Genomic DNA, 17,887 nt, shown 5'->3' on the forward strand with positions numbered 1-17,887 from the left:
ATGACCATTACAAACTCTCGCACCCTCGATTCGCTCGACGGCCGGATCATCCTTGCCCTGGACAAGGACCCCGAAGCCAGCGCCTTGGCACTCTCCCGGGCACTCGGCGTCGCCCGCAACACCGTCCACGCCCGGCTGGCGCGGCTGGAGCGCAGCGGCGCGCTCCGCTCCTTCAGCCGCAGGCTGGACCCCGCCGCGCTCGGCTACGAACTCATGGCCTTCCTCTCCCTCTCCATCAGCCAGACCCGGACGGGCTCGGTGGAGAACGGGCTCGCCGCCATCCCGGAGGTCATTGAGGTGCACGCCACCACCGGGGACGCGGACCTCATGGCCAAGGTGGTGGCCCGCGGCACGGCAGACCTCTACCGCATCACCAACGAGATCCTGGAGATCGACGGGATCGAGCGGACCAGCACGGCCATCTCCATCCTGGAACTCATGCCGCCCCGGTACGACGGGCTGATCAGCCGGCTGTCGGAGCAGGAGGCGCGCACATGACATCGGGCACGAGTAATCAACACGTGACTGACCGACCAGCGATCTATCTTTTCCCGTATCTGCGTCTGCGAGAGCAGGTGACAGTTGGGCCGTGGTCACTGCAGCCGCTCGATCCGAAGAAACTTGCTGCGCCTCATGACGCCTTTGGCCGGACGCTAGGCGCTACCCTTGCCCGGTTCCGAGATGAAGCCGGCGAGCCTTTAAGGACGGCGACCCTCGTTCAGCGTACTGAGCCAGAGGCCTCTCCGGGAGAAGTACGCGGGCAAGAACGAAGTGCCCTTCAAGCGGCGGTGTTATTCGGCGTGGCCGATGCCAACGCTGGCCTTGGGAATGAGATTGACTGGGACGCGCCCGCTCTAAACCCTGCTACGGCTGAGATCGCGACTTTTCTTGTTGGCGAACTCGAGGCACTGGAAAACGGCACATTTGTGCGCACGAGAGGTGGAACACTAAACAGGCGAATCGTTGGTGGCGGCACAGTGCATGATGACTTCGTCATCGTACCGGCTCCAGAAGGGCTGGTATCGATTCCAGACCTTGAACTCGATCACAGGCTCTTGGACGCCGTGTACCGTGTTTCGCTGGAAGCTCTGTCAGATGACTCACTCAAGATACACAGGCAGGTCTGGGCTGCCCTTCATTGGCACAGCCGAGCGTGGGAGAACTCACCACCTCACACCATGACCGATATCCTCGTGCAGCTAAAGACAGCCATAGAGGCCCTCTCAGGCAATAGCGGAACAGCACAAGGCATAAAAGTCCTCGAGGAAATCTACAGTTCAGTGAAGGGATCCATTGGGGCAGATGAGTTTTTGTGGCGTGATTCAAGTCTGAGCTTCCCTCGCAAATTCAAGGGGCGCACGGACATGTACAGCGCTTTCGGTCATTGGTACTGGTATCTGGCCGATACCCGTAACACCATCGTCCACGACACGGAATTACCCGTTATGGAGCACGTAGCCGAGGGCTCACCGTTCCACGGCAATCTTTTTCGTGTCGCCGAGAGGGTAACGCGCGAACTCATAAAGATCCGCCTTGCACAACTAGGCCATCCAGAAGCTGCCATGAGTTCGATGAGCCGACGTCACCTCAGCGGGGCGCAGCGCCTCGGACAGGAGATCGAAGTAATTGCGCCAATACAGCCATAGAGGCCAACTCCCATAACGAGCTTCGTACCACGAATAAAGAGAGCACTTGCAGCCTTTCTGGATTCGGGGGCATGACAGGTCCAGCGGCTGCAAGATAGGCCGCAAAGTGTAATCCGCCCGACACCAAGATGCAGCCTGCTCAGGCTGCAAGTTGAGATCCTGGAGATCGAGGGAATCGAGCGGACCAGCACGGCCATCTCCATCCTGGAACTCATGCCGCCCCGGTACGACGGGCTGATCAGCAGGTTGTCCAAGGAGGAGTCTCGCGACTGAGCGCGGGTGATGCGCGCCACAGGTGGGCGTTTTGTCACTACTTCTTGCTTCTGCTGCCAAAAATCCCAAGTGAAGTTCCGCCTCTTGCCGATTATGTGGGCTGGCCCACAGGCTTCCTGCATGACTTCACTTACCGTCTCCGGCCGCGTGGCAGGGGTTCTCAGCAGCTATGTCAGCGACGTCTTCGGCGTCATGGGCAACGGCAACGTGTACTTCCTGGACGCCGTAGAGCAGCAGGGCCTGCGCTTCACGCCCGTCCGGCATGAGGGCGCCGCCATCGCTGCGGCCGACGCCTACTACCGCGCCTCGGGACGGCTCGCCGCAGGCACCACCACCTACGGCCCCGGCTACACCAACGCGCTCACCGCCCTCGCCGAGGCCGTCCAGGCGCAGATCCCCGTCGTCCTGGTCACCGGCGACGCGCCCACCAGCGGCGCCCGGCCCTGGGACGTGGACCAAGCTGCCATCGCCGCCGGCCTCGGCGCGGCCACCTTCACCGTCACCCGCGACGCCGCGGGCGCCGTCACCCGGCAGGCGGTGGAGTACGCACTCACCCGGCGCACCGCCGTCGTGCTGGCCGTCCCCTACGACCTCGCCGCGCTCGAGGCCGCGGACGAGGACCTTCCGGAAGCAGCGGCACCAAAGGTGACGGACGACGTCGACGGCGGCCTTGGGCAGGTTGCCCGCCTCCTCGCCGGTGCCAGGCGGCCGCTGATCCTGGCAGGCCGGGGCGCGCACCTCGCCGGAGCCGGCCCCGAGCTCCGCGAACTCGCCGACCGGCTCGGCGCACTGACCGCCGGAACCGCCCTGGCGCTCAACCTCCTCAACGGCGAGGGGTACCTGGGCGTGGCCGGCGGTTTCGGCACCGACACCGCGGCCGGGCTCATGGGCGAGGCCGACGTGGTCCTGGTGGCCGGGGCCAGCCTGAGCCCGTTCACCATGCGGTTCGGGCACCTGCTGGGCCCGGACAGCACCGTCATCCAGATCGACACCGCCCTGCAGCCGACCAACCCGCGGGTGGACCTGTTCGTTCAAGCGGACGCGAAGGCTGCTGCGTCGCGGCTGTTGTCGCTGCTGGACGGCGACCCCGCTGTGGCTGGTTGGCGCGCCGAAGCCTCGAAGCGCCTGGCTGCGGGGCCGGGGCATGACGTGGGTTCGGTCGAGACTGAGGACGGCCGGCTGGACCCGCGCGCCCTCGCTACCGCGTTGGATGCCGTGCTGCCGGAGCGCCGCACGGTGGTCCAGGACGGCGGCCACTTCATCGGCTGGGCGCCCATGTACTGGAACATCCCGCGGCCGCAGGACCTGGTGATGGTGGGGACCGCTTACCAGACCATCGGGCTGGGCCTGGCGAGTGCCGTCGGGGCAGCCCGCGCGCTAGAGGACGGCCGCACCCTGGTGCTGGCCTCCGGCGACGGCGGTTTCCTGATGGGCCTGCCCGACCTCGAGTCCCTGATCGGTACGGCCTGCAGCGCGATTGTGGTGATCTACAACGACGCCGCCTACGGGGCCGAGATCCACCAGTACGGCTCGCAGGGGCTGACCGAGAAGCCGATGCTGATTCCGGAAGTCGATTTCAGTGGCGTTGCGCGGGCTCTGGGGGCTGAGTCCGCTGTCATCCGGTCCCTGTCTGATCTGTCTGCGCTTCAGGAGTGGATCGACGCCGGCGCTCGTGGGACTTTTGTTGCGGACTGCCGGATCACGTCCTCCGTCCGCGCACCGTGGCTGACCGAGTGGATGAACGCCACGCGGGCGGCAAAGGCGGCGGTGGCGGGGTAGCGTTTCCCGTGCGTCAGGCTCGGCAGCTACCTAACCGGCTGGCGTTCCGGTTGCTATCTGGACCGCCAGCCTCGTCCATCAGTTCAAATTGAAATGACGGGAAACTTCGTCAATGGTGAACTGATTGCGCAGTTTGCAGGCACTATTTTGGTTCGCAAACATGCCTTCGCGCCACAGGGCGTTGTCGAGGGAGACTTGTTTTGTCCATTCAACGGGAACCACGTACTCAGCTGAGTCAGCTCCTTCCCCAGCCTCCGGATGGACGTACTTCGCCTTTAAGTTTAGGCTTCTGAAATTCCTCAACTCCCCGTTGACTTGCAAAACTGCTTCGTCTGCCGGTTTGGCGGAAGCGAGCACTGTACCCACTCCTACGTAACCGCGTTTCGGAACGTGTACGAAAATTCGGGCTCCTACTGGAAGCCCCTTCAAAGTGCGCGAGTACCAGTCCGCTCCCCCCGCAGAAACGAAGCCATAGGCCGCTGCATCCTCCCAAGAACGGGACTCGCCGTCGACGCCGAAAGCTACGTACCAATCCTGACCGTTCCATGATGCTCGCGTTCCCCTCTTTGATGCGGGAGTCGGCAGGACCTGAACGGCGTCGTCAATAAGCCAGGTCCGAGCAAGATACTCATGGCCTTCATCCACGAAGTAACGGAAGATCATGACGTTGATGGGCACACCATGGGTCCGGTTAAGGTACGAAACGATCCTTTCAGTGCTGCTATCCAAATCGCTGGCTACGATGGTCATAACATGGCTGGAGTTAAGCTCATCAGGGACAGGGGCCCCGTCAAATCGGATGGCAAACTCTTCATCAAAGCTTCTGTCTGGGTGGTTTGCTTCGAAAATGCCACGGACCTCTTCGTTGCCAAGGGCTTCAACCCACGAAGCGTAGTCCAGCGCCTGCGCCACGACTTCACGCGGAGTCCTGTCCCTTTTCAGTTCCAGGATGTGGAGTGTACCTTCGGAATCTACCCCGAGGATATCTATGAATTTCCCATATCCAGTTGGTACTTGGCTTCCAATGAGCAGAAGTTTTGCTTCCAGTATTTCCGGGTCCTGCAGGATGAGTCTTTCGAGTTTTGCCTCTAGCGGCATGGCCTGTGTAGCTATTCTTCGGGGAGCGTCATCGACCCGCCACAGACCGAGTTCTACAGCCATGAAATCTCCTGGACTCTAACAACAGCCGATATATCTGGGTCAAGGATAGCGCCAGAACAGACAATACAGATCAAAACAGCGGAGTCTTACGTTAGCTATTCAGACATTTAGTCGTCCGGCACGAGGGCGCAGCAGGGCTGGCGGAGGTAGCCGTAGTCTGATGGCGCGCTCTTCAGCTGTGGCGGCCGTCCTCCGCGGGGCGCTGCTGATTGATCTCTCTAGGGTGGGCCTCCAAACAGAGCAGAGCGCAGCGACAGTGAATCTAGATCAAGGTTTGTGCAGGATTTTCCTAGTAAAAACCAAATATTGCCAGAGGGTTGAGGAAAGTTCCAGTGGGATAAAGAGTTGGCCTGCCGAAACAGGCCAAAACCACGGCGGGCCAGCAATTTTCAAAATCAAAGTCATGAATGCGGAAAGCCAAATATTCTGGCATCATCATCACATGACTACACCAGAGCTTCCGGGGGCAAGCTCTCAGCAGACTTCGCCCCACCAGCAACCACCAATTCCACCCTCACCGCCCAGCTATGGTCCACCAGGACTTTCGGGCCCCAAAGAGTACGCGAAAGCAAAAAAGCAGCGAAATGTCATCGGGCTCATCGCCCTTATTGCGGCGATTCTCGGCTTCATCCTTTCATGCATTCCCGGTGTGCTCATTGCCGGCTGGGTCTTGTTGCCGATTGCGTTCATCTTGGCAATTGTTTCCCTCTTCCTAAAGGACAAGGCCAAGGGAATGGGCATCACAGCCCTGATCTTGTCCATCGTGGGAACCATTGTCGGCTTTGTTGTCTTCTTCTCCGTTGTCACCGCTTCCGCCAAGGACGCTTTCGGCGGCACCGACACTAAAGTTTCGGCACCGACCACTGAAGCGGGTGGAGGTGCTTCAGCAGCAGCGCCCGCTGCCAAGGCCGGAACACGGGAAAATCCTTCGCCGATCGGTTCAGTCGTGGAGTCAAAGGACTGGCGGGTAGTGGTTAACTCTGTCACTTTGGCGGCTACCGACGCAGTCGTGGCGGCCAACCGGTTCAACGACGCTCCCACTGCGGGTTCGGAGTACATCCTGGTGAACTACTCGGCAACCTACGTCGGCAGCGACGCCAATGGACAAACGCCGTCTTTCGTCTCCGTGGAATACGTCACCGAAGACGGTAAAACCATTAATTCGTACGATCACCATGTCGTTGCGCCCGACGCGATCGACAGTAACACCCTCTACAAGGGCGGCACCGCAACGGGCAATATCGCCATTCAGGTACCAAGCCCGACAGCTGGCCAAGGCGTTCTCGCCGTCCGGGCGGGCATGATCGCCGACAAGGTCTTTGTCGCCGTCAAATAGCTTCGTCCCCAACAACACAAGGCCTCCGGCAGTTACCGGAGGCCTTGCTGTGTTTTTAGCGTGACATGGGACTGACGGTGATCGTCAAGCCCGCGGACGACTCCGGTTGGTACAAGATCACGCAGTGACGGTGACCTCCGCTTTGCAGCACTGGATCGACGCCGTCGCTCAGGGCACGTTTGTGGCCGACTGCCGGATCACGTCCAGCGTCCGGGCCCCATGGCTGACTGAGTGGATGAACGCAACGCGGGCGGCGAAGGCGGCGGTGGCGGGGTAGAGTCCGTCGGGACGCCGCGCGGCGGGCACCCGTTTTTGTCAGTCATCCCGCATAGGATTCCAACCATGAGGATTGCCGTTGCAGGGGGAACCGGGACAGTAGGACGCTACGTGGTGGCCATCGCCAGGGAGCGCGGGCACAACGTGGTCAGCCTGAGCCGCGCGGATGGGGTGGATCTCATCACCGGGCGCGGCCTCGACCAGGCACTCGAGGGCGCCGACACCGTCATCGACGTCTCCGGCGTCCAGGTCCTGTCCACCAAGAGGGCCGTGGATTTCTTCACCAACGCCACCCAGAACCTGCTGGCGGCTGAGAAGAAGTCCGGCGTAACGCACCACGTGGTGCTGTCCATTGTGGGCATCGATAAAGCCAACTCGGGACTGTACGCCGGAAAGCTGGTGCAGGAGGACGAAGTCAGGCACGGCGGCGTTCCCTGGACCATCCTCCGGTCCACCCAGTTCCACGAGTTCGTGCCGATGTCCATCAAGGCCGCCTCCGTGGGCCCGCTGGTCTTCGTGCCCACCATGGTCACCCAGCCGGTGGCGGCGAAGGAGGTGGCCGCTGCACTGGTGGACGCGGCCGAGGCCGGCCCGAAGGGACGGCTCCCGGACCTCGGCGGCCCACGGACCGAACAGCTCAAGGACCTGGTCTCGGCCCATCTGGCCAAGACGGGGCAGAAGAAACGGATCATTCTGCTCCGCGTCCCGGGCCCCATGGGCACGGCCATGCGCACAGGCGCGCTGATCCCGGCGCCGGGCTCCGCCGTCGGACGCCAGACGTTCCAGGAGTGGCTCGACGCCATCGGTACCGCGTAAAACCGACGCTAAATGGGGCAACTGCCCCATGCCCCTGCCGCGGCCCGCTCCTAATCTCAAGGCATGGAGAAAAGGAGGCGGCCATGACCATCTACCAGCCGCAGTCATCAGCACAGGCAACACCCAAACTTGCCGACCTTCCCGAGGACCCTGCCGAGCACTTCGCCGGCAGCGCCGTCTTCGGGCTGCCCTTCGCCAGCGGCCACTACCTGGCGTTCCGGGATTTCCCGGTGAGCTCCGTCGGCCCCGGCTACCGCTCCGTCTGGCACCGCTCGCCCGGCGGCGAATGGACCCTCTACGCCAACGTCCCGCCGCAATTCAGCTGCGCCCGCTACTTCGGACTGGTGTTCCACCGCACGGTGGAGACCGACGTCGACATCACCTGGAGCGGCCCGTCCAGCGCCGTGATCACGGTCCCGGGCGTCCTCGACTGGGACCTGCAGCTGGGCACCTCCGCGGCCACCACAATGCTGACCGCCATGGCCGCGCGGATGCCCGAAAGGTTGTGGCGCAGCGAGCCCGTCCTCAAGGCCATGGGGGCGTTCGCCGGTCCGCTGCTCGGCGCCGGCCGGATGAAAATGTCCGGCCGCGTGCCCAACGGCCAGACGTTCCAGGCCCAGCCCCGGCAGCTGTGGCTGGTCACCGATTCCAGGGCAACGGTCCTGGGTGAGGGCGCCGGACGGCCCGGCCCGCTCAAGGTCCAGGACCACCTGGCGGACTTCTGGCTTCCGCAGCGTGGACTGTTCGGAGCGCAGGTGGGCGTCAGGTTCCCCTCCACCGCCCATCCCGCCGGGCCAGCCGCCGCCCAGGGACGGACCGGGAGAAGCCAGGCGGCATAGCGGCCGACGGCGCGCGGTCCCTACTGCGGCGGCCGGCGGCTTCCTAGAATGGCAGGTGTGATGCAGTTACCGGCTGCGCCCCGCCGCAGCGAAGTCCTGGCCGCGCTGTCGCTCGCCATCGACCTGGGGCTGGGGCAGCCGATGGAGCACATGCTGCGTGCGTCCCTGCTGGCGCTGCGGATCGCCGAGGCGGCGGGCGTGGACGCCGCGGGCCAGGGCAGGATCTACTACGCCAACCAGCTGGCCTGGATCGGCTGCCACGCGGATTCCTTTGAACTGGCCGCGCTGTTCACGGACGATATCGGCTTCCGCGCCGACTACTACCGCCGCGACCAGCACGGCCTGCCCATGTACGCCGGCATGTTCAGCCACGCCGGCGCCGGCCTCCCGCCACTCCCCCGCCTCGCCCGCTGGACGCGTTTCGCCGCGACAGGCAGCGGAGCGGTACGCACCATGATTGCCTCGCACTGCGTCTCCGCCGGGGTGCTGGCCAGCAGTGTAGGGCTCGACGACGGCGTGGCAGGACTGCTCACCCACACCTTTGAGCGGTGGGACGGCAAAGGTCTGCCGGAGGGAGTGGCGGGGCCGGACATTCCATTAGAGATGCGGATTATGCATTTGGCCGATACCGCCGAGGTGTTCCTGCGGACGGAGGGCGTGGCCGGCGCGGTGGCCATGGTGCGGGCACGCCGCGGCAGCCAGTTCGATCCCGCACTGGCCGGGCTGTTCATCGAGCAGGCCGAGGCCCTCACCGATGGGCTTCTCGACGTCGACTGCTGGCAGGCGGCCCTGGAACTCGCCCCCACCGATGCTCCCTTGTCCGGCAGCCAGCTCGATACGGTGCTGCGCGCCATCGGCGACTTCGCTGACCTCAAATCCCCCTACACCGCGGGACACTCCCGTGCCGTGGCGGCACTGGCGGCCGCGGCAGGCGAGGAACACGGGCTCCCGGCGGGGGACGTCAGGGAGCTCCGCCGCGCGGGCTGGGTGCACGACCTGGGCCGCTTAGGGGTGTCCAACCAGGTGTGGGACAAGAAAGAGCCCCTCTCCGCCCTGGAGCAGGAACGCATCCGTATGCACCCGTATCTGGGCGAACGGATCCTCAGCCGCGTGCCTGGGCTGAAGGGCGAGGCGGCCCTCACCGGCTCACACCACGAGCGGCTGGACGGGTCCGGTTATCCCCGAGGGATTGGCGGAAACGAGCTGGGGGTAAAGCAGCGGATCCTGGCGGCAGCGGACTCCTACCATGCCTCCGTGGAGCCACGCCCGCACCGGCCGGCTCTGACGCCAGCTGATGCGGCCGCCCGGCTGCGGCAGGAAGTTTCGGCCGGGAGGCTCGCCACCGCAGCCGCGGAGGCGGTGCTCGTGGCGGCCGGCCAGCAGCCCCGGCGTTCGCATGCCGCCGCAGGCGGGCTCACCCCGCGGGAAGTCGAAATCCTCGGAATGCTGTGCCGCGGCCTGACGCCGGCCCAGATCGCAGACAGCCTCTTCCTTTCCCGGAAGACCGTCCGCAACCATGTGGAGCACATCTACACCAAGATCGGCGCCACCAACCGGGTGGGGGCTACGTTGTTCGCGATCCGGAATGGGCTGACCGAGTAGCGGGCCGCGCCCAGCTGGGGCAGGCCGCGCTGGTCCGGGACACATCCCTTGTGACTATTGGCTGACAAGCCGCCACAATGACGTGACCTCGGCCGAGCGCGCCTCGAACAATGGATCGTCGCGGTCCGAAGCCTTAGGATGCGTTGGCTTGGTGTCCAGCCGTTCCACCACCGTCAGCCCGGCCGCTTCGATGGCGGCCAGCAGGTCCGCACGCGAGCGCAGGCCCAGGTGCTCGGCGAGGTCGGACAGAACCAACCAGCCCTCACCGCCCGGCTCCAGATGACCGGGGAGCTCTGCCAGGAAGCGGAACAGCATCCTGCTTCCGGGGTCGTAGACGGCGCTGTCCAGGCTGGAATGCGGCGTGGCCGGGATCCAGGGCGGGTTGCATACGATCAGCGGTGCCCGTCCGGGCGGGAACATGTCGGTCAGCACTGCCTCGGCGCGGTCGTCGACTCCGAGGTTACGGAAGTTCTCCGCGGCGCAGGCAATGGCACGCGGTTCATTGTCCGTCGCCACCACGCGGCGGACGCCGCGGCGGGCGAGGACGGCGGCGAGCACTCCGGTGCCCGTTCCGACGTCGAACGCGAGCGTGTCCGCGGGCAGCGCGGCCGCTGCCACGAGATCCACATACTCGCTGCGGGTAGGGAAGAATGTGCCGTAATGCGGGTGGATGCGGTCCTGCAGGGCATCGACGTAGACCCCGGTCCGCCGCCACTCGTGGGCGCCGATGGCCCCCACGAGCTCATGCAGGGACACCACGGAAGACTCTGCAATGTCTCCGTACGCTTCCGCGGCGGCTTCGCCGATGTCCGGTGCGCGGCGCAGCGGCACCACCGGACCCGGATCAAGGGGAATCAGCAGCAGGCCCAGGATGCGTGCCCGGTGCGAGGCGGCCTGCCGGTGCCGGTAGAACCTTTCAGCCGGGGTTCCTGCGGCCTTCTTTCCGGCGCCTATCCGGCGGTCCAGGGCGTTGAGGATCTGCCGCGCGTTGTGGAAGTCTCCGTGCCAGAGCAGCGCGATCCCCTGGGATGCCATGCGGTACGCCTCATCGGCCGTGAGGGCGTCGTCCACCACCTCCACCCGCCCGGGCGCCGGCCTGCCGTTGGCCGACCGCCACCGCGCGGCCATCCCGGTGCCGGCGTCCTCCCAAGTCACGTGCCCGGCCGCCGCGGCTGTGTTCAAAGGGGTGGGGTCAAAGGGCGGGACTTCCGCCGGAGCTGGGGTGCCAGTAGGGATGAAGTTCCATTCCAAGATGTTGGGTGCGATCGGATTCGGGCCGATTACAGCGGGGGTTCGACGACGTCGAAGGGGACGCTGCCAAGAGTCCAGACCGTCCGCCGGCAGCAAACGCGGGATGAGTGAATGGAGGGCGCTGAAGCCCAGAACCTACCGTGTCAGGGTACAGGTAAAACATGCGGTTTCCCTCTGGACAGGAAATAGTCTGTGCACAGATAATCTTTGTATAGACCATCTTCCGGGGAGGACACCATGTGGGAATACGAGCACGGCATCGACACCAACGCCACGCCAGAGGCCATCTGGCGGCTCTGGTCCGACGTCGAGAACTGGGGCGCCTGGAACGGGGAGATCGAGAAGATCGAGATCAACGGCCCCTTCGCTGAAGGCAGCCATATCCTGATGACGCCTCCGGGTGACGATCCGATCCCCTTGGTCATCGCCGAGGCGGTCGAAAACGAACGCTTCGTGGACGAGGCCCGCTTCGGCGGCCTGCTCCTGCGCACCACCCACCGCATCGATCCAGCCGGCGGGGACCGGATCCGGGTGGTGTACCGGATGGAGATCACCGGCGACGGCGCCGACGAGGCCGGGCCGCAGATTGGGCCGGGCATCACCGCGGACTGGCCGGAGACCATGGCCGCGCTGGTCAAGATGGCTGGCGGCTGATGCCGCTCAACCCCGGCGAAAGCCCCGGATTCCTGCTCTGGCACGCCACGCTGCGCTGGCAGCGGGAGATCGCCGCAGCACTCGCGCCGCTCGACCTGACCCACGTCCAGTTCGTGCTGCTCGCCTGCGCCTGGTGGCTCAACAACCAGGGCGAGCACCCGAACCAGCTGGCCCTCGCCCGGCAGGCGGGCACCGACGTCAAGATGGCCTCCCAGGTCCTGCGCGCCCTGGAAGCGAAGGGACTCATCGAGCGGGAAGTCGACCCGGCGGACACCCGGGCCAAACGGCTGCGCGTCACCGACGCCGGAGCCGAGCTGGCTCCCCGGGCCATCGCCGCCGTCGAACTCGCCGACGCAAGGTTCTTCGAGCCGGTGCCCGTGGACGATGCCGTGTCCCTGCTCCAGCGCCTGGCCCGGCCCGGGCCGGGCACACCGCCAACGGCCGGCGGTGACCGCACGGAACCCGAGGCACGGGCTACGTAAGGACGGCGGGCTCCGAATCTGCCGCGAGCAGCCCCAGGAGCGGTCCGGCGTCGTGCACGGATTCCAGGCCCAGCACCAGCCGGCTGATGGCTTTGACGCGGTCGCCGGGCAGCCTGGTGCCGGCCAGCCCCTCGAACTTGCCGATGGTCTCCTGGTCGCTGAGCCGGTTGGTGGCGGCCCCCTTTGCCTTGACCGCCTGCACCCCGAACGAGTCCGTATCCGTCTGCACGGTGAGGAAGGGTTCGGCCGATCCGCCGTGCTGCTCCGGGTCCACTTCCACATGGATTCGGCCCATCAGCTCCCTCAGCCGGGGATCGTTGCGGCCCTGTTCCGCCACCTGGTCCAGTCCCACGGTGCCGTGCATGAGCGCGGCGGCGAGGGCGAACTGCATGCTCAGCTGGGTCGAGACGAGGGAACGGACATCGGCGGTGCCGCACATGTCCGCGATGAGGGCGCTGGTCCGCACCGTGATTTTCTGCGTTGCCTCCGCGGTGATCCCCCGGTCACGGAGCGACAGGATCGCGTCAATGGCGGAGTGGGTGCTCCGGCAGGTGGCGTACGGCTTGATGGACGCGCGCTGGACCTGCCAGTCCTCCCCCAGGGTGTCAAAGAGCCGTGACTCCTGGACATCGCCCGGCTGGCCGTAGAGCTTGAGGAAGCTGCCCCACGGAGCGGAGAACAGATCCCGCGGCCCCGTGAATCCGGCCTTGGCCAGCAGCGCACTGTTCAGACCGGCTTCGGCCGCGCGCCCCACATGCATGCGCTTGGACATGGCCCCGTCCCCGATGAACGCCCAGGTTCCGCCGGTGAAGGAGCCGGCCAGGCCGATGGCGGACACCAGTTGCGGCGCATCAAGCCCCAGGACCACGCCCGCCGCCACCGCGGCAGCGAACGTGCCGGTCACCCCCGTGGAGTGCCAGCCCTGGTTGTTCACCGGGTCGTAGCCGCCCAGGGCGTCCTGCACCCTGCGGCCCACCTCGTACCCGCTGACGACGGCGTGAAGGAGCCTTCCGCCGTCAACTCCCGTGCCGTCGTCGTCCGCTCCCCCCGCGGAACCGCCGGCCCGGACGGCCAGGGCGGCGAGCGCAGCCGGAACCACCACGGCTCCGGAGTGGTCGCACCCGCCGGAATCGTCCAGCTCAAAGGCGTGGCACGCCACGCCGTTGACGAAGGCGGCCGCCAGCGGCGGCAGCCCGGCGGGCGTGCCCCACACCGGCGAGCCCGTTCCGGGCGAGGGGGTTCCGTGCGCTGCGGCGAGCGCCGACCTGCTGAGGTGGACTTCCCGCGACGCCGCCCCGGCAATGCCTGCGCCCAGGGTGTCCAGCAGGTGGAGTTTTGCCCGCTGCAGGACCTCGGGAGGGATGTCCGCCGGACGCAATGCCGTGAGAAAGTCCGCTATGCGTTCCGATGCTGTCAGCTCTGGGCTCATGCCGGGGTGCCTTCATGGGTGAGGGAATGGAAGATTTCTGCCGGGTGGGAAGGGCTGTTGGGCGCGGCGGTTTCCCGCCACCACCGGGCCACGTCCCCGCCGGTGGCATGCCAGACGTCGCCGTACGAGTGGACGTGGTCCAGGAACTCCCTGAGCATCCCGATCCGCCCGGGAGTGGCGATGATCTCCGGATGCAGGGTCAGGACGAAGCAGAGTCCTTCGGCGCGGTAGGCCTCGAATTCCAGGATCCAGTTGCGGAGCACCTCCCGGCTGGACGCGATCCGCGGGCTGCCCTTGGGGATAGGCGGGTCAAGGTTGAAGACGAAATAGGGGAAGTCGTCCAGTTCATGGTGCCGTGGCACCTCCACCAGTCCTGCAGCGCGGCCGGCATGGAAATGGGGCAGGTCATCGCCGTGCCACGAGGAGGACCAGGTGAACCCCAGGTCCAGCAGCTCACCGGGCAGGCCGTGCCCCATGGATCCGCGGCCCGCCCGGAAGCCCTGCGGCCGCACGCCAAGGAGCGCCTCGAAAGCGTCCTGGCCCCGGCCGATGCTGTCCAGTTGTTCCGGCAGCGGCTGCAGCCCCATGTCCTCCAGCGCCCAGCCCATGTTGGCAAGTTCGTGCCCGGCCGCCGCCACGGCTTCAACCTGGCGCGGGTAGGTGCCGAGGTTGGCCCCGGGAATGAACCAGCTCGCAGTGGTGCCCGTGCGCCCGAGTTCCGCCAGGAGCCGGTCCACGCCGCGGGTGGCGCCGTACTGGCCAACGGACAGGCTTTTGGCGCGGTCGACGGCGTCCGGCGCCGCCGCGAGCACCGACAGTTCCGCTTCAAATCCCACGGTAACCACGAAGGCGCACCGGTTCGCCCCGGGCCAGCGCCCCGCCGGCGGTTCCTGCGTGAACGTCATGCTGCCTGCTCCGTTCCGTGCTGTTGCTGCCACCAGGTGGCGATCTCCGCGCACGTGCCGAACCACACGCCGTCGGCCTCCTTCATGTGCTGGATCCAGCGGTCCAGGAGCGCTGCCCGGCCGGGCTTCCCCACCACCTTCGGATGGAAGATGGTGGAAAGGCACAGCCCCTCGGCGTGGTACCCGTCAAACTCCCTGGTCCAGTTGTCCAAGGTGGGCTCGTAGCCGGCGATCCGGTCCCCGCCGGAGGGCCAGTCCGGGTTGGTGGTGTACGCCAGGGAGGCGTAATCGTCCATGTCTGACCTGGCCGGGATCTCGATAAGCTTCCCCCCGGCATGGAGGTAGGGCCGGTCGTCGCCCCGCATGGAGCTGGAGTAAAGGAAGCCCATCTCCGCGAGCAGGGCGGGGGTCTCGGGACGCCAGTCACCGGACGGGGTGCGGAAACCGACGGCCGTAGTGCCCAGGACGTCCTGGAAGATCCGCTGGCTGGTCTCGATCACCTGCCGCTGTTCACCCGTGCTGAGGTTCCAGTACTTTTCGTGCTTATAGCCGTGGTGTGCTACTTCGTGGCCGTGCTCCACGATCCGCCGGCACTGTTCGGGCCAGGTTTCCACCACCCAGGCGGGAGTAAAAAAAGTTGCCGGGACCTGGTGGGCGTCCAGGAGCCGGAGGATCCGGTCCAGGGCCCGCCACGGTCCGTAGGCACCTTGGCTGAAATACTCCGGCCGGGTCCAGATGGTGCCTTTCAACATGGCATCGCCGGTGGGACCGTCAAGATCGAAGGCCAGGGCGACGGCGCTGCGCTTGCCTTCCGGCCACCGCAGCGCCGCCCCCGCCTCCAGGGACTGCTGGTTCACTTAACCCCGTTGATCTCGGGCTTCATGGCACCGTAGCCGATGCCCCACTTGTCCAGGATCTTCTGGTAGTCACCGCTGTCCGTGACCTTGGTCAGGGCATCCTTGACCGCGTTGGCCAGCTGGGTGTTGTCCTTCTGCATCAGGATGCCGAAGGGCTTGGCCGGCAGCGGATCGAGCACGGCCGCGTACTTTCCGGGATCGGTCTTGTCGAAGTAGGCGAGGTTCTCGGCACCCTGGGCGGCCAGGTCCACGCGGCCCTGGTCGATCTGCAGCCGCGCGGCCGCGCCGGAGTCCGTGGGCAGGATGCTCAGTTCCGGGAGGCCCTTGTCCGTGCAGATGGTCTTGCTTAGGGTTTTCACCTGTTCGAAGTAATCGGTCTTGCCGCTTACCGCGAGGGTCTTGCCGCAGAGATCGCTCTCCTGCTTGAACTCACCGGCCCGGGTGCCCGAAGTGTAGAGGCGGCCCTGGGACTTGAAGTAGTCAACGAAGTCGGCCGTCTTCTGCCGTTCCACGGTGTCCGAGATGCCGGACATGACCAGGTCCACGCGGCCGGTCTGGACGGAGTTGATCAGCTGGTCAAAGGGCGATTCCACCACTTCGACCTGAACCCCGAGCGCCTCGCCCAGCTTTTGCTGCAGCTCGATGTCCACGCCTGCCAGCTTCTTGTCGGAGTCGCGGAATTCCATGGGCGGGAAGTCCGGGGAGAGGCCGATCCTGATCTTCCCGGCGTCCTTGATGGCCTGGGGCAGGCCGGTGCTGCCGGCGCTGGTGTCCGCGGTGGTTTCGGCGCCGCCGACACAGCCGGTGAGGCCGAACGCGGCAACTGCGGTGATGGCCGCAATGCGGGCGGCCGTGGTGAACTTCTTCATGGATGGCTCCAAAGGGGTTGGGGTGATGTTTAGAAGACGCGGGAAAGGAAGGCTTTGGTCCGCTCGTGCTGCGGGTTGCCCAGGACCTCGGCCGGAGGACCGATTTCGACGATTTCGCCGCCGTGCATGAACGCCACACGGTCGGCCACTTCCTTGGCGAAGCCAATCTCGTGGGTCACCACGATCATGGTGAGGCCGGATTTTGCCAGGTCCTTCATGACGTCCAGCACTTCGCCCACCAGTTCGGGGTCCAGTGCCGACGTCGGTTCGTCAAAGAGGATCAGCTCGGGTTTCATGGCCAGGGCCCTGGCGATCGCCACGCGCTGCTGCTGGCCGCCGGAGAGCTGCCGCGGGTAGGACCCTTCGCGTCCTTCCAGGCCCACCCGGGCCAGCAGTTCGGAGGCGTGCCGTTTGGCCTCGGCCGGTTTGACCTTGTTGACGAGTACCGGGCCTTCGATGATGTTTTCCAGCACGGTCATGTGTGGGAAGAGGTTGAACCGCTGGAACACCATGCCGATGGACCGGCGCTGGCGGGCGGCTTCCTTGTCGGAGAGCTCAAAGAGGCGGTTGCCGTCCTGGCGGTAACCCACCACCTTGTCCCCCACCCAGATCCGCCCGTTGGAGAGCGTTTCCAGGTGGTTGATGCACCGCAGGAAGGTGCTCTTTCCGGACCCTGAAGCACCGAGCAGGCAGACCACCTCGCCGCTGTTGACCTCGAGGTTGATGCCCTTGAGGACCTCGTTGAGGCCAAAACTCTTGTGGACGTTTTCGGCGCGGACCAGAACGTTGGTGGTCATGACTGTGCCTTCCTGTTGGTACCGAAAATGCTCGACAGCCGCTGGAGGGGCGTCATGGGCAGCTGGCGGCTTGAGGATCCCTTGGCGAAGAACCGTTCCAGGTAGAACTGCCCGATGCTCAGGATGGACACGGCGCCCAGGTACCAGACGGCGCAGACGATCAGGAGCTCCATGATCCGGTTGTTGACGTAGTAGATGTGCTGGGCCTCGGAAAGGATCTCGCTCACGCCGATCGCGGAAGCCAGCGATGTGGTCTTCAGCATCCCGATGACCTCGTTGCCCACGGGCGGGATGATGACCCGCATGGCCTGCGGCAGGACGATCCGCCGCATGGCCTGCAGCCGGGTCATCCCGACAGCCTGCGCGGCCTCCGTTTGCCCCTCATCAACGGAGAGGATGCCGCCGCGGACCACCTCGGAGGTGTAGGCGCCCTGGTTCAGCCCCAGGCCGATGGAGGCGGCGACGAAGGGGGTCAGGATGTCGATCATGCGGCCCGAGTAGAGCCCCGGGATGCCGATCACCGGGAAAATGAGGGCCAGGTTGAACCACATCAACAACTGCAGGTACACCGGGGTGCCGCGGAAGACCCAGATGTAGAGCCACGCAACGCCCGAGACCACCGGGTTCTTCGACAGGCGCATTACGGCGGTGACCACGCCAAGAACCAGTCCGATCGCCATGGCGACGGCGGTGAGGATTAGGGCTACTCCGATTCCCTGGATCAGGACGGGAACGGCCAGGTATTCCTGCACGGTGGGCCAGTTGATCTTGGCCCGTGAGAAGGAGACGGCCAGCCAGACCAGGAGCAGCACCACGGCCGCAGCACCAATCCACCTCCCGATATGCCGGCGCGGGACGATTTTCAGATCTGCCGCTGCAGTGCCTGTGATGCTGGGCGCTGGTTGAGTCTTCATG

General features: G+C 65.5%; 18 protein-coding genes. 10 read left to right on the top strand and 8 right to left on the bottom strand.

The window, feature by feature from the left end; all coding sequences use genetic code 11:
• The 3 genes from DC347_RS15610 (at position 1) to DC347_RS15625 (ending at position 3,698) form a co-directional block, all read left to right on the top strand.
• Positions 1–498 (top strand): Lrp/AsnC family transcriptional regulator, encoded by a 498-nt coding sequence (locus DC347_RS15610; protein WP_109863574.1) that lies wholly within the window; start codon positions 1–3, stop codon positions 496–498.
• Positions 495–1,646 carry a hypothetical protein gene (locus DC347_RS21520; protein WP_133247096.1) on the top strand — a complete coding sequence of 384 codons (1,152 nt, stop codon included), beginning with the start codon at positions 495–497 and terminating at the stop codon, positions 1,644–1,646. Before DC347_RS15610 ends, DC347_RS21520 begins: the two co-directional genes overlap by 4 nt.
• Positions 1,647–2,039: 393 nt before the next feature.
• Complete coding sequence (locus DC347_RS15625) at positions 2,040–3,698, top strand: thiamine pyrophosphate-binding protein (protein ID WP_109863576.1); 1,659 nt, start codon at positions 2,040–2,042, stop codon at positions 3,696–3,698.
• Between the two features lie 78 nt (positions 3,699–3,776).
• Here DC347_RS15625 and DC347_RS15630 read toward each other — a convergent pair whose 3' ends face one another.
• Entirely contained in the window at positions 3,777–4,859 is a 1,083-nt protein-coding gene (locus tag DC347_RS15630) for an endonuclease NucS domain-containing protein (protein WP_109863577.1), read from the bottom strand.
• Positions 4,860–5,262: 403 nt separating this feature from the next.
• Here DC347_RS15630 and DC347_RS15635 point away from each other — a divergent pair, with 403 nt between their 5' ends.
• From DC347_RS15635 to DC347_RS15650, 5 genes are all read left to right on the top strand, one after another.
• Positions 5,263–6,195 (top strand): DUF4352 domain-containing protein, encoded by a 933-nt coding sequence (locus DC347_RS15635; protein ID WP_240617814.1) that lies wholly within the window; start codon positions 5,263–5,265, stop codon positions 6,193–6,195.
• A gap of 124 nt (positions 6,196–6,319) precedes the next feature.
• On the top strand, positions 6,320–6,472 hold the full coding sequence (locus DC347_RS21700) for a hypothetical protein (protein ID WP_165838050.1): 153 nt from the start codon (positions 6,320–6,322) through the stop codon (positions 6,470–6,472).
• Between the two features lie 65 nt (positions 6,473–6,537).
• Complete coding sequence (locus DC347_RS15640) at positions 6,538–7,287, top strand: SDR family oxidoreductase (protein WP_109863578.1); 750 nt, start codon at positions 6,538–6,540, stop codon at positions 7,285–7,287.
• Between the two features lie 83 nt (positions 7,288–7,370).
• The gene (locus DC347_RS15645) at positions 7,371–8,126 is read left to right on the top strand and encodes a hypothetical protein (protein ID WP_109863579.1); all 756 of its coding nucleotides are present in this window, start codon (positions 7,371–7,373) and stop codon (positions 8,124–8,126) included.
• 60 nt (positions 8,127–8,186) lie between these two features.
• Positions 8,187–9,728: an HD domain-containing phosphohydrolase gene (locus DC347_RS15650; RefSeq protein ID WP_109863580.1), complete on the top strand. Its 1,542-nt coding sequence runs from the start codon at positions 8,187–8,189 to the stop codon at positions 9,726–9,728.
• A 54-nt stretch (positions 9,729–9,782) separates the two neighbouring features.
• On the opposite strand, the gene DC347_RS15655 is transcribed toward DC347_RS15650, so the two are convergent.
• Entirely contained in the window at positions 9,783–10,856 is a 1,074-nt protein-coding gene (locus DC347_RS15655) for a class I SAM-dependent methyltransferase (RefSeq protein ID WP_109863620.1), read from the bottom strand.
• A gap of 360 nt (positions 10,857–11,216) precedes the next feature.
• On the opposite strand from DC347_RS15655, the gene DC347_RS15660 reads away from it, so the two are divergent.
• Positions 11,217–11,633, top strand: coding sequence for an SRPBCC family protein (locus DC347_RS15660; protein ID WP_109863581.1), 417 nt, complete (start codon positions 11,217–11,219; stop codon positions 11,631–11,633).
• The gene (locus DC347_RS15665) at positions 11,633–12,115 is read left to right on the top strand and encodes a MarR family winged helix-turn-helix transcriptional regulator (RefSeq protein WP_109863582.1); all 483 of its coding nucleotides are present in this window, start codon (positions 11,633–11,635) and stop codon (positions 12,113–12,115) included. The genes DC347_RS15660 and DC347_RS15665 overlap by 1 nt, the downstream gene beginning before the upstream one ends.
• Here the strand turns inward: DC347_RS15665 and DC347_RS15670 are convergent.
• Genes DC347_RS15670 through DC347_RS15695 form a run of 6 tightly spaced genes read right to left on the bottom strand, consistent with a single transcriptional unit; the run spans position 12,108 to position 17,886 of the window.
• A complete protein-coding gene (locus DC347_RS15670; protein WP_109863583.1) occupies positions 12,108–13,544 on the bottom strand; it encodes an MmgE/PrpD family protein in 1,437 nt (478 codons plus the stop codon). The genes DC347_RS15665 and DC347_RS15670 overlap by 8 nt on opposite strands.
• On the bottom strand, positions 13,541–14,449 hold the full coding sequence (locus tag DC347_RS15675; RefSeq protein ID WP_109863584.1) for a polysaccharide deacetylase: 909 nt from the start codon (positions 14,447–14,449) through the stop codon (positions 13,541–13,543). Before DC347_RS15675 ends, DC347_RS15670 begins: the two co-directional genes overlap by 4 nt.
• Entirely contained in the window at positions 14,446–15,306 is an 861-nt protein-coding gene (locus tag DC347_RS15680; protein ID WP_206073948.1) for a polysaccharide deacetylase, read from the bottom strand. Before DC347_RS15680 ends, DC347_RS15675 begins: the two co-directional genes overlap by 4 nt.
• Positions 15,303–16,175: an ABC transporter substrate-binding protein gene (locus tag DC347_RS15685; RefSeq protein WP_109863585.1), complete on the bottom strand. Its 873-nt coding sequence runs from the start codon at positions 16,173–16,175 to the stop codon at positions 15,303–15,305. The genes DC347_RS15680 and DC347_RS15685 overlap by 4 nt, the downstream gene beginning before the upstream one ends.
• Positions 16,176–16,204: 29 nt before the next feature.
• Positions 16,205–16,972: an amino acid ABC transporter ATP-binding protein gene (locus DC347_RS15690; protein ID WP_018762062.1), complete on the bottom strand. Its 768-nt coding sequence runs from the start codon at positions 16,970–16,972 to the stop codon at positions 16,205–16,207.
• Positions 16,969–17,886: an amino acid ABC transporter permease gene (locus DC347_RS15695; RefSeq protein ID WP_109863622.1), complete on the bottom strand. Its 918-nt coding sequence runs from the start codon at positions 17,884–17,886 to the stop codon at positions 16,969–16,971. Before DC347_RS15695 ends, DC347_RS15690 begins: the two co-directional genes overlap by 4 nt.
• Position 17,887: the final 1 nt, after the last annotated feature.

This window comes from Pseudarthrobacter sp. AG30 (assembly GCF_003116525.1).
Lineage (GTDB): Bacteria > Actinomycetota > Actinomycetes > Actinomycetales > Micrococcaceae > Arthrobacter.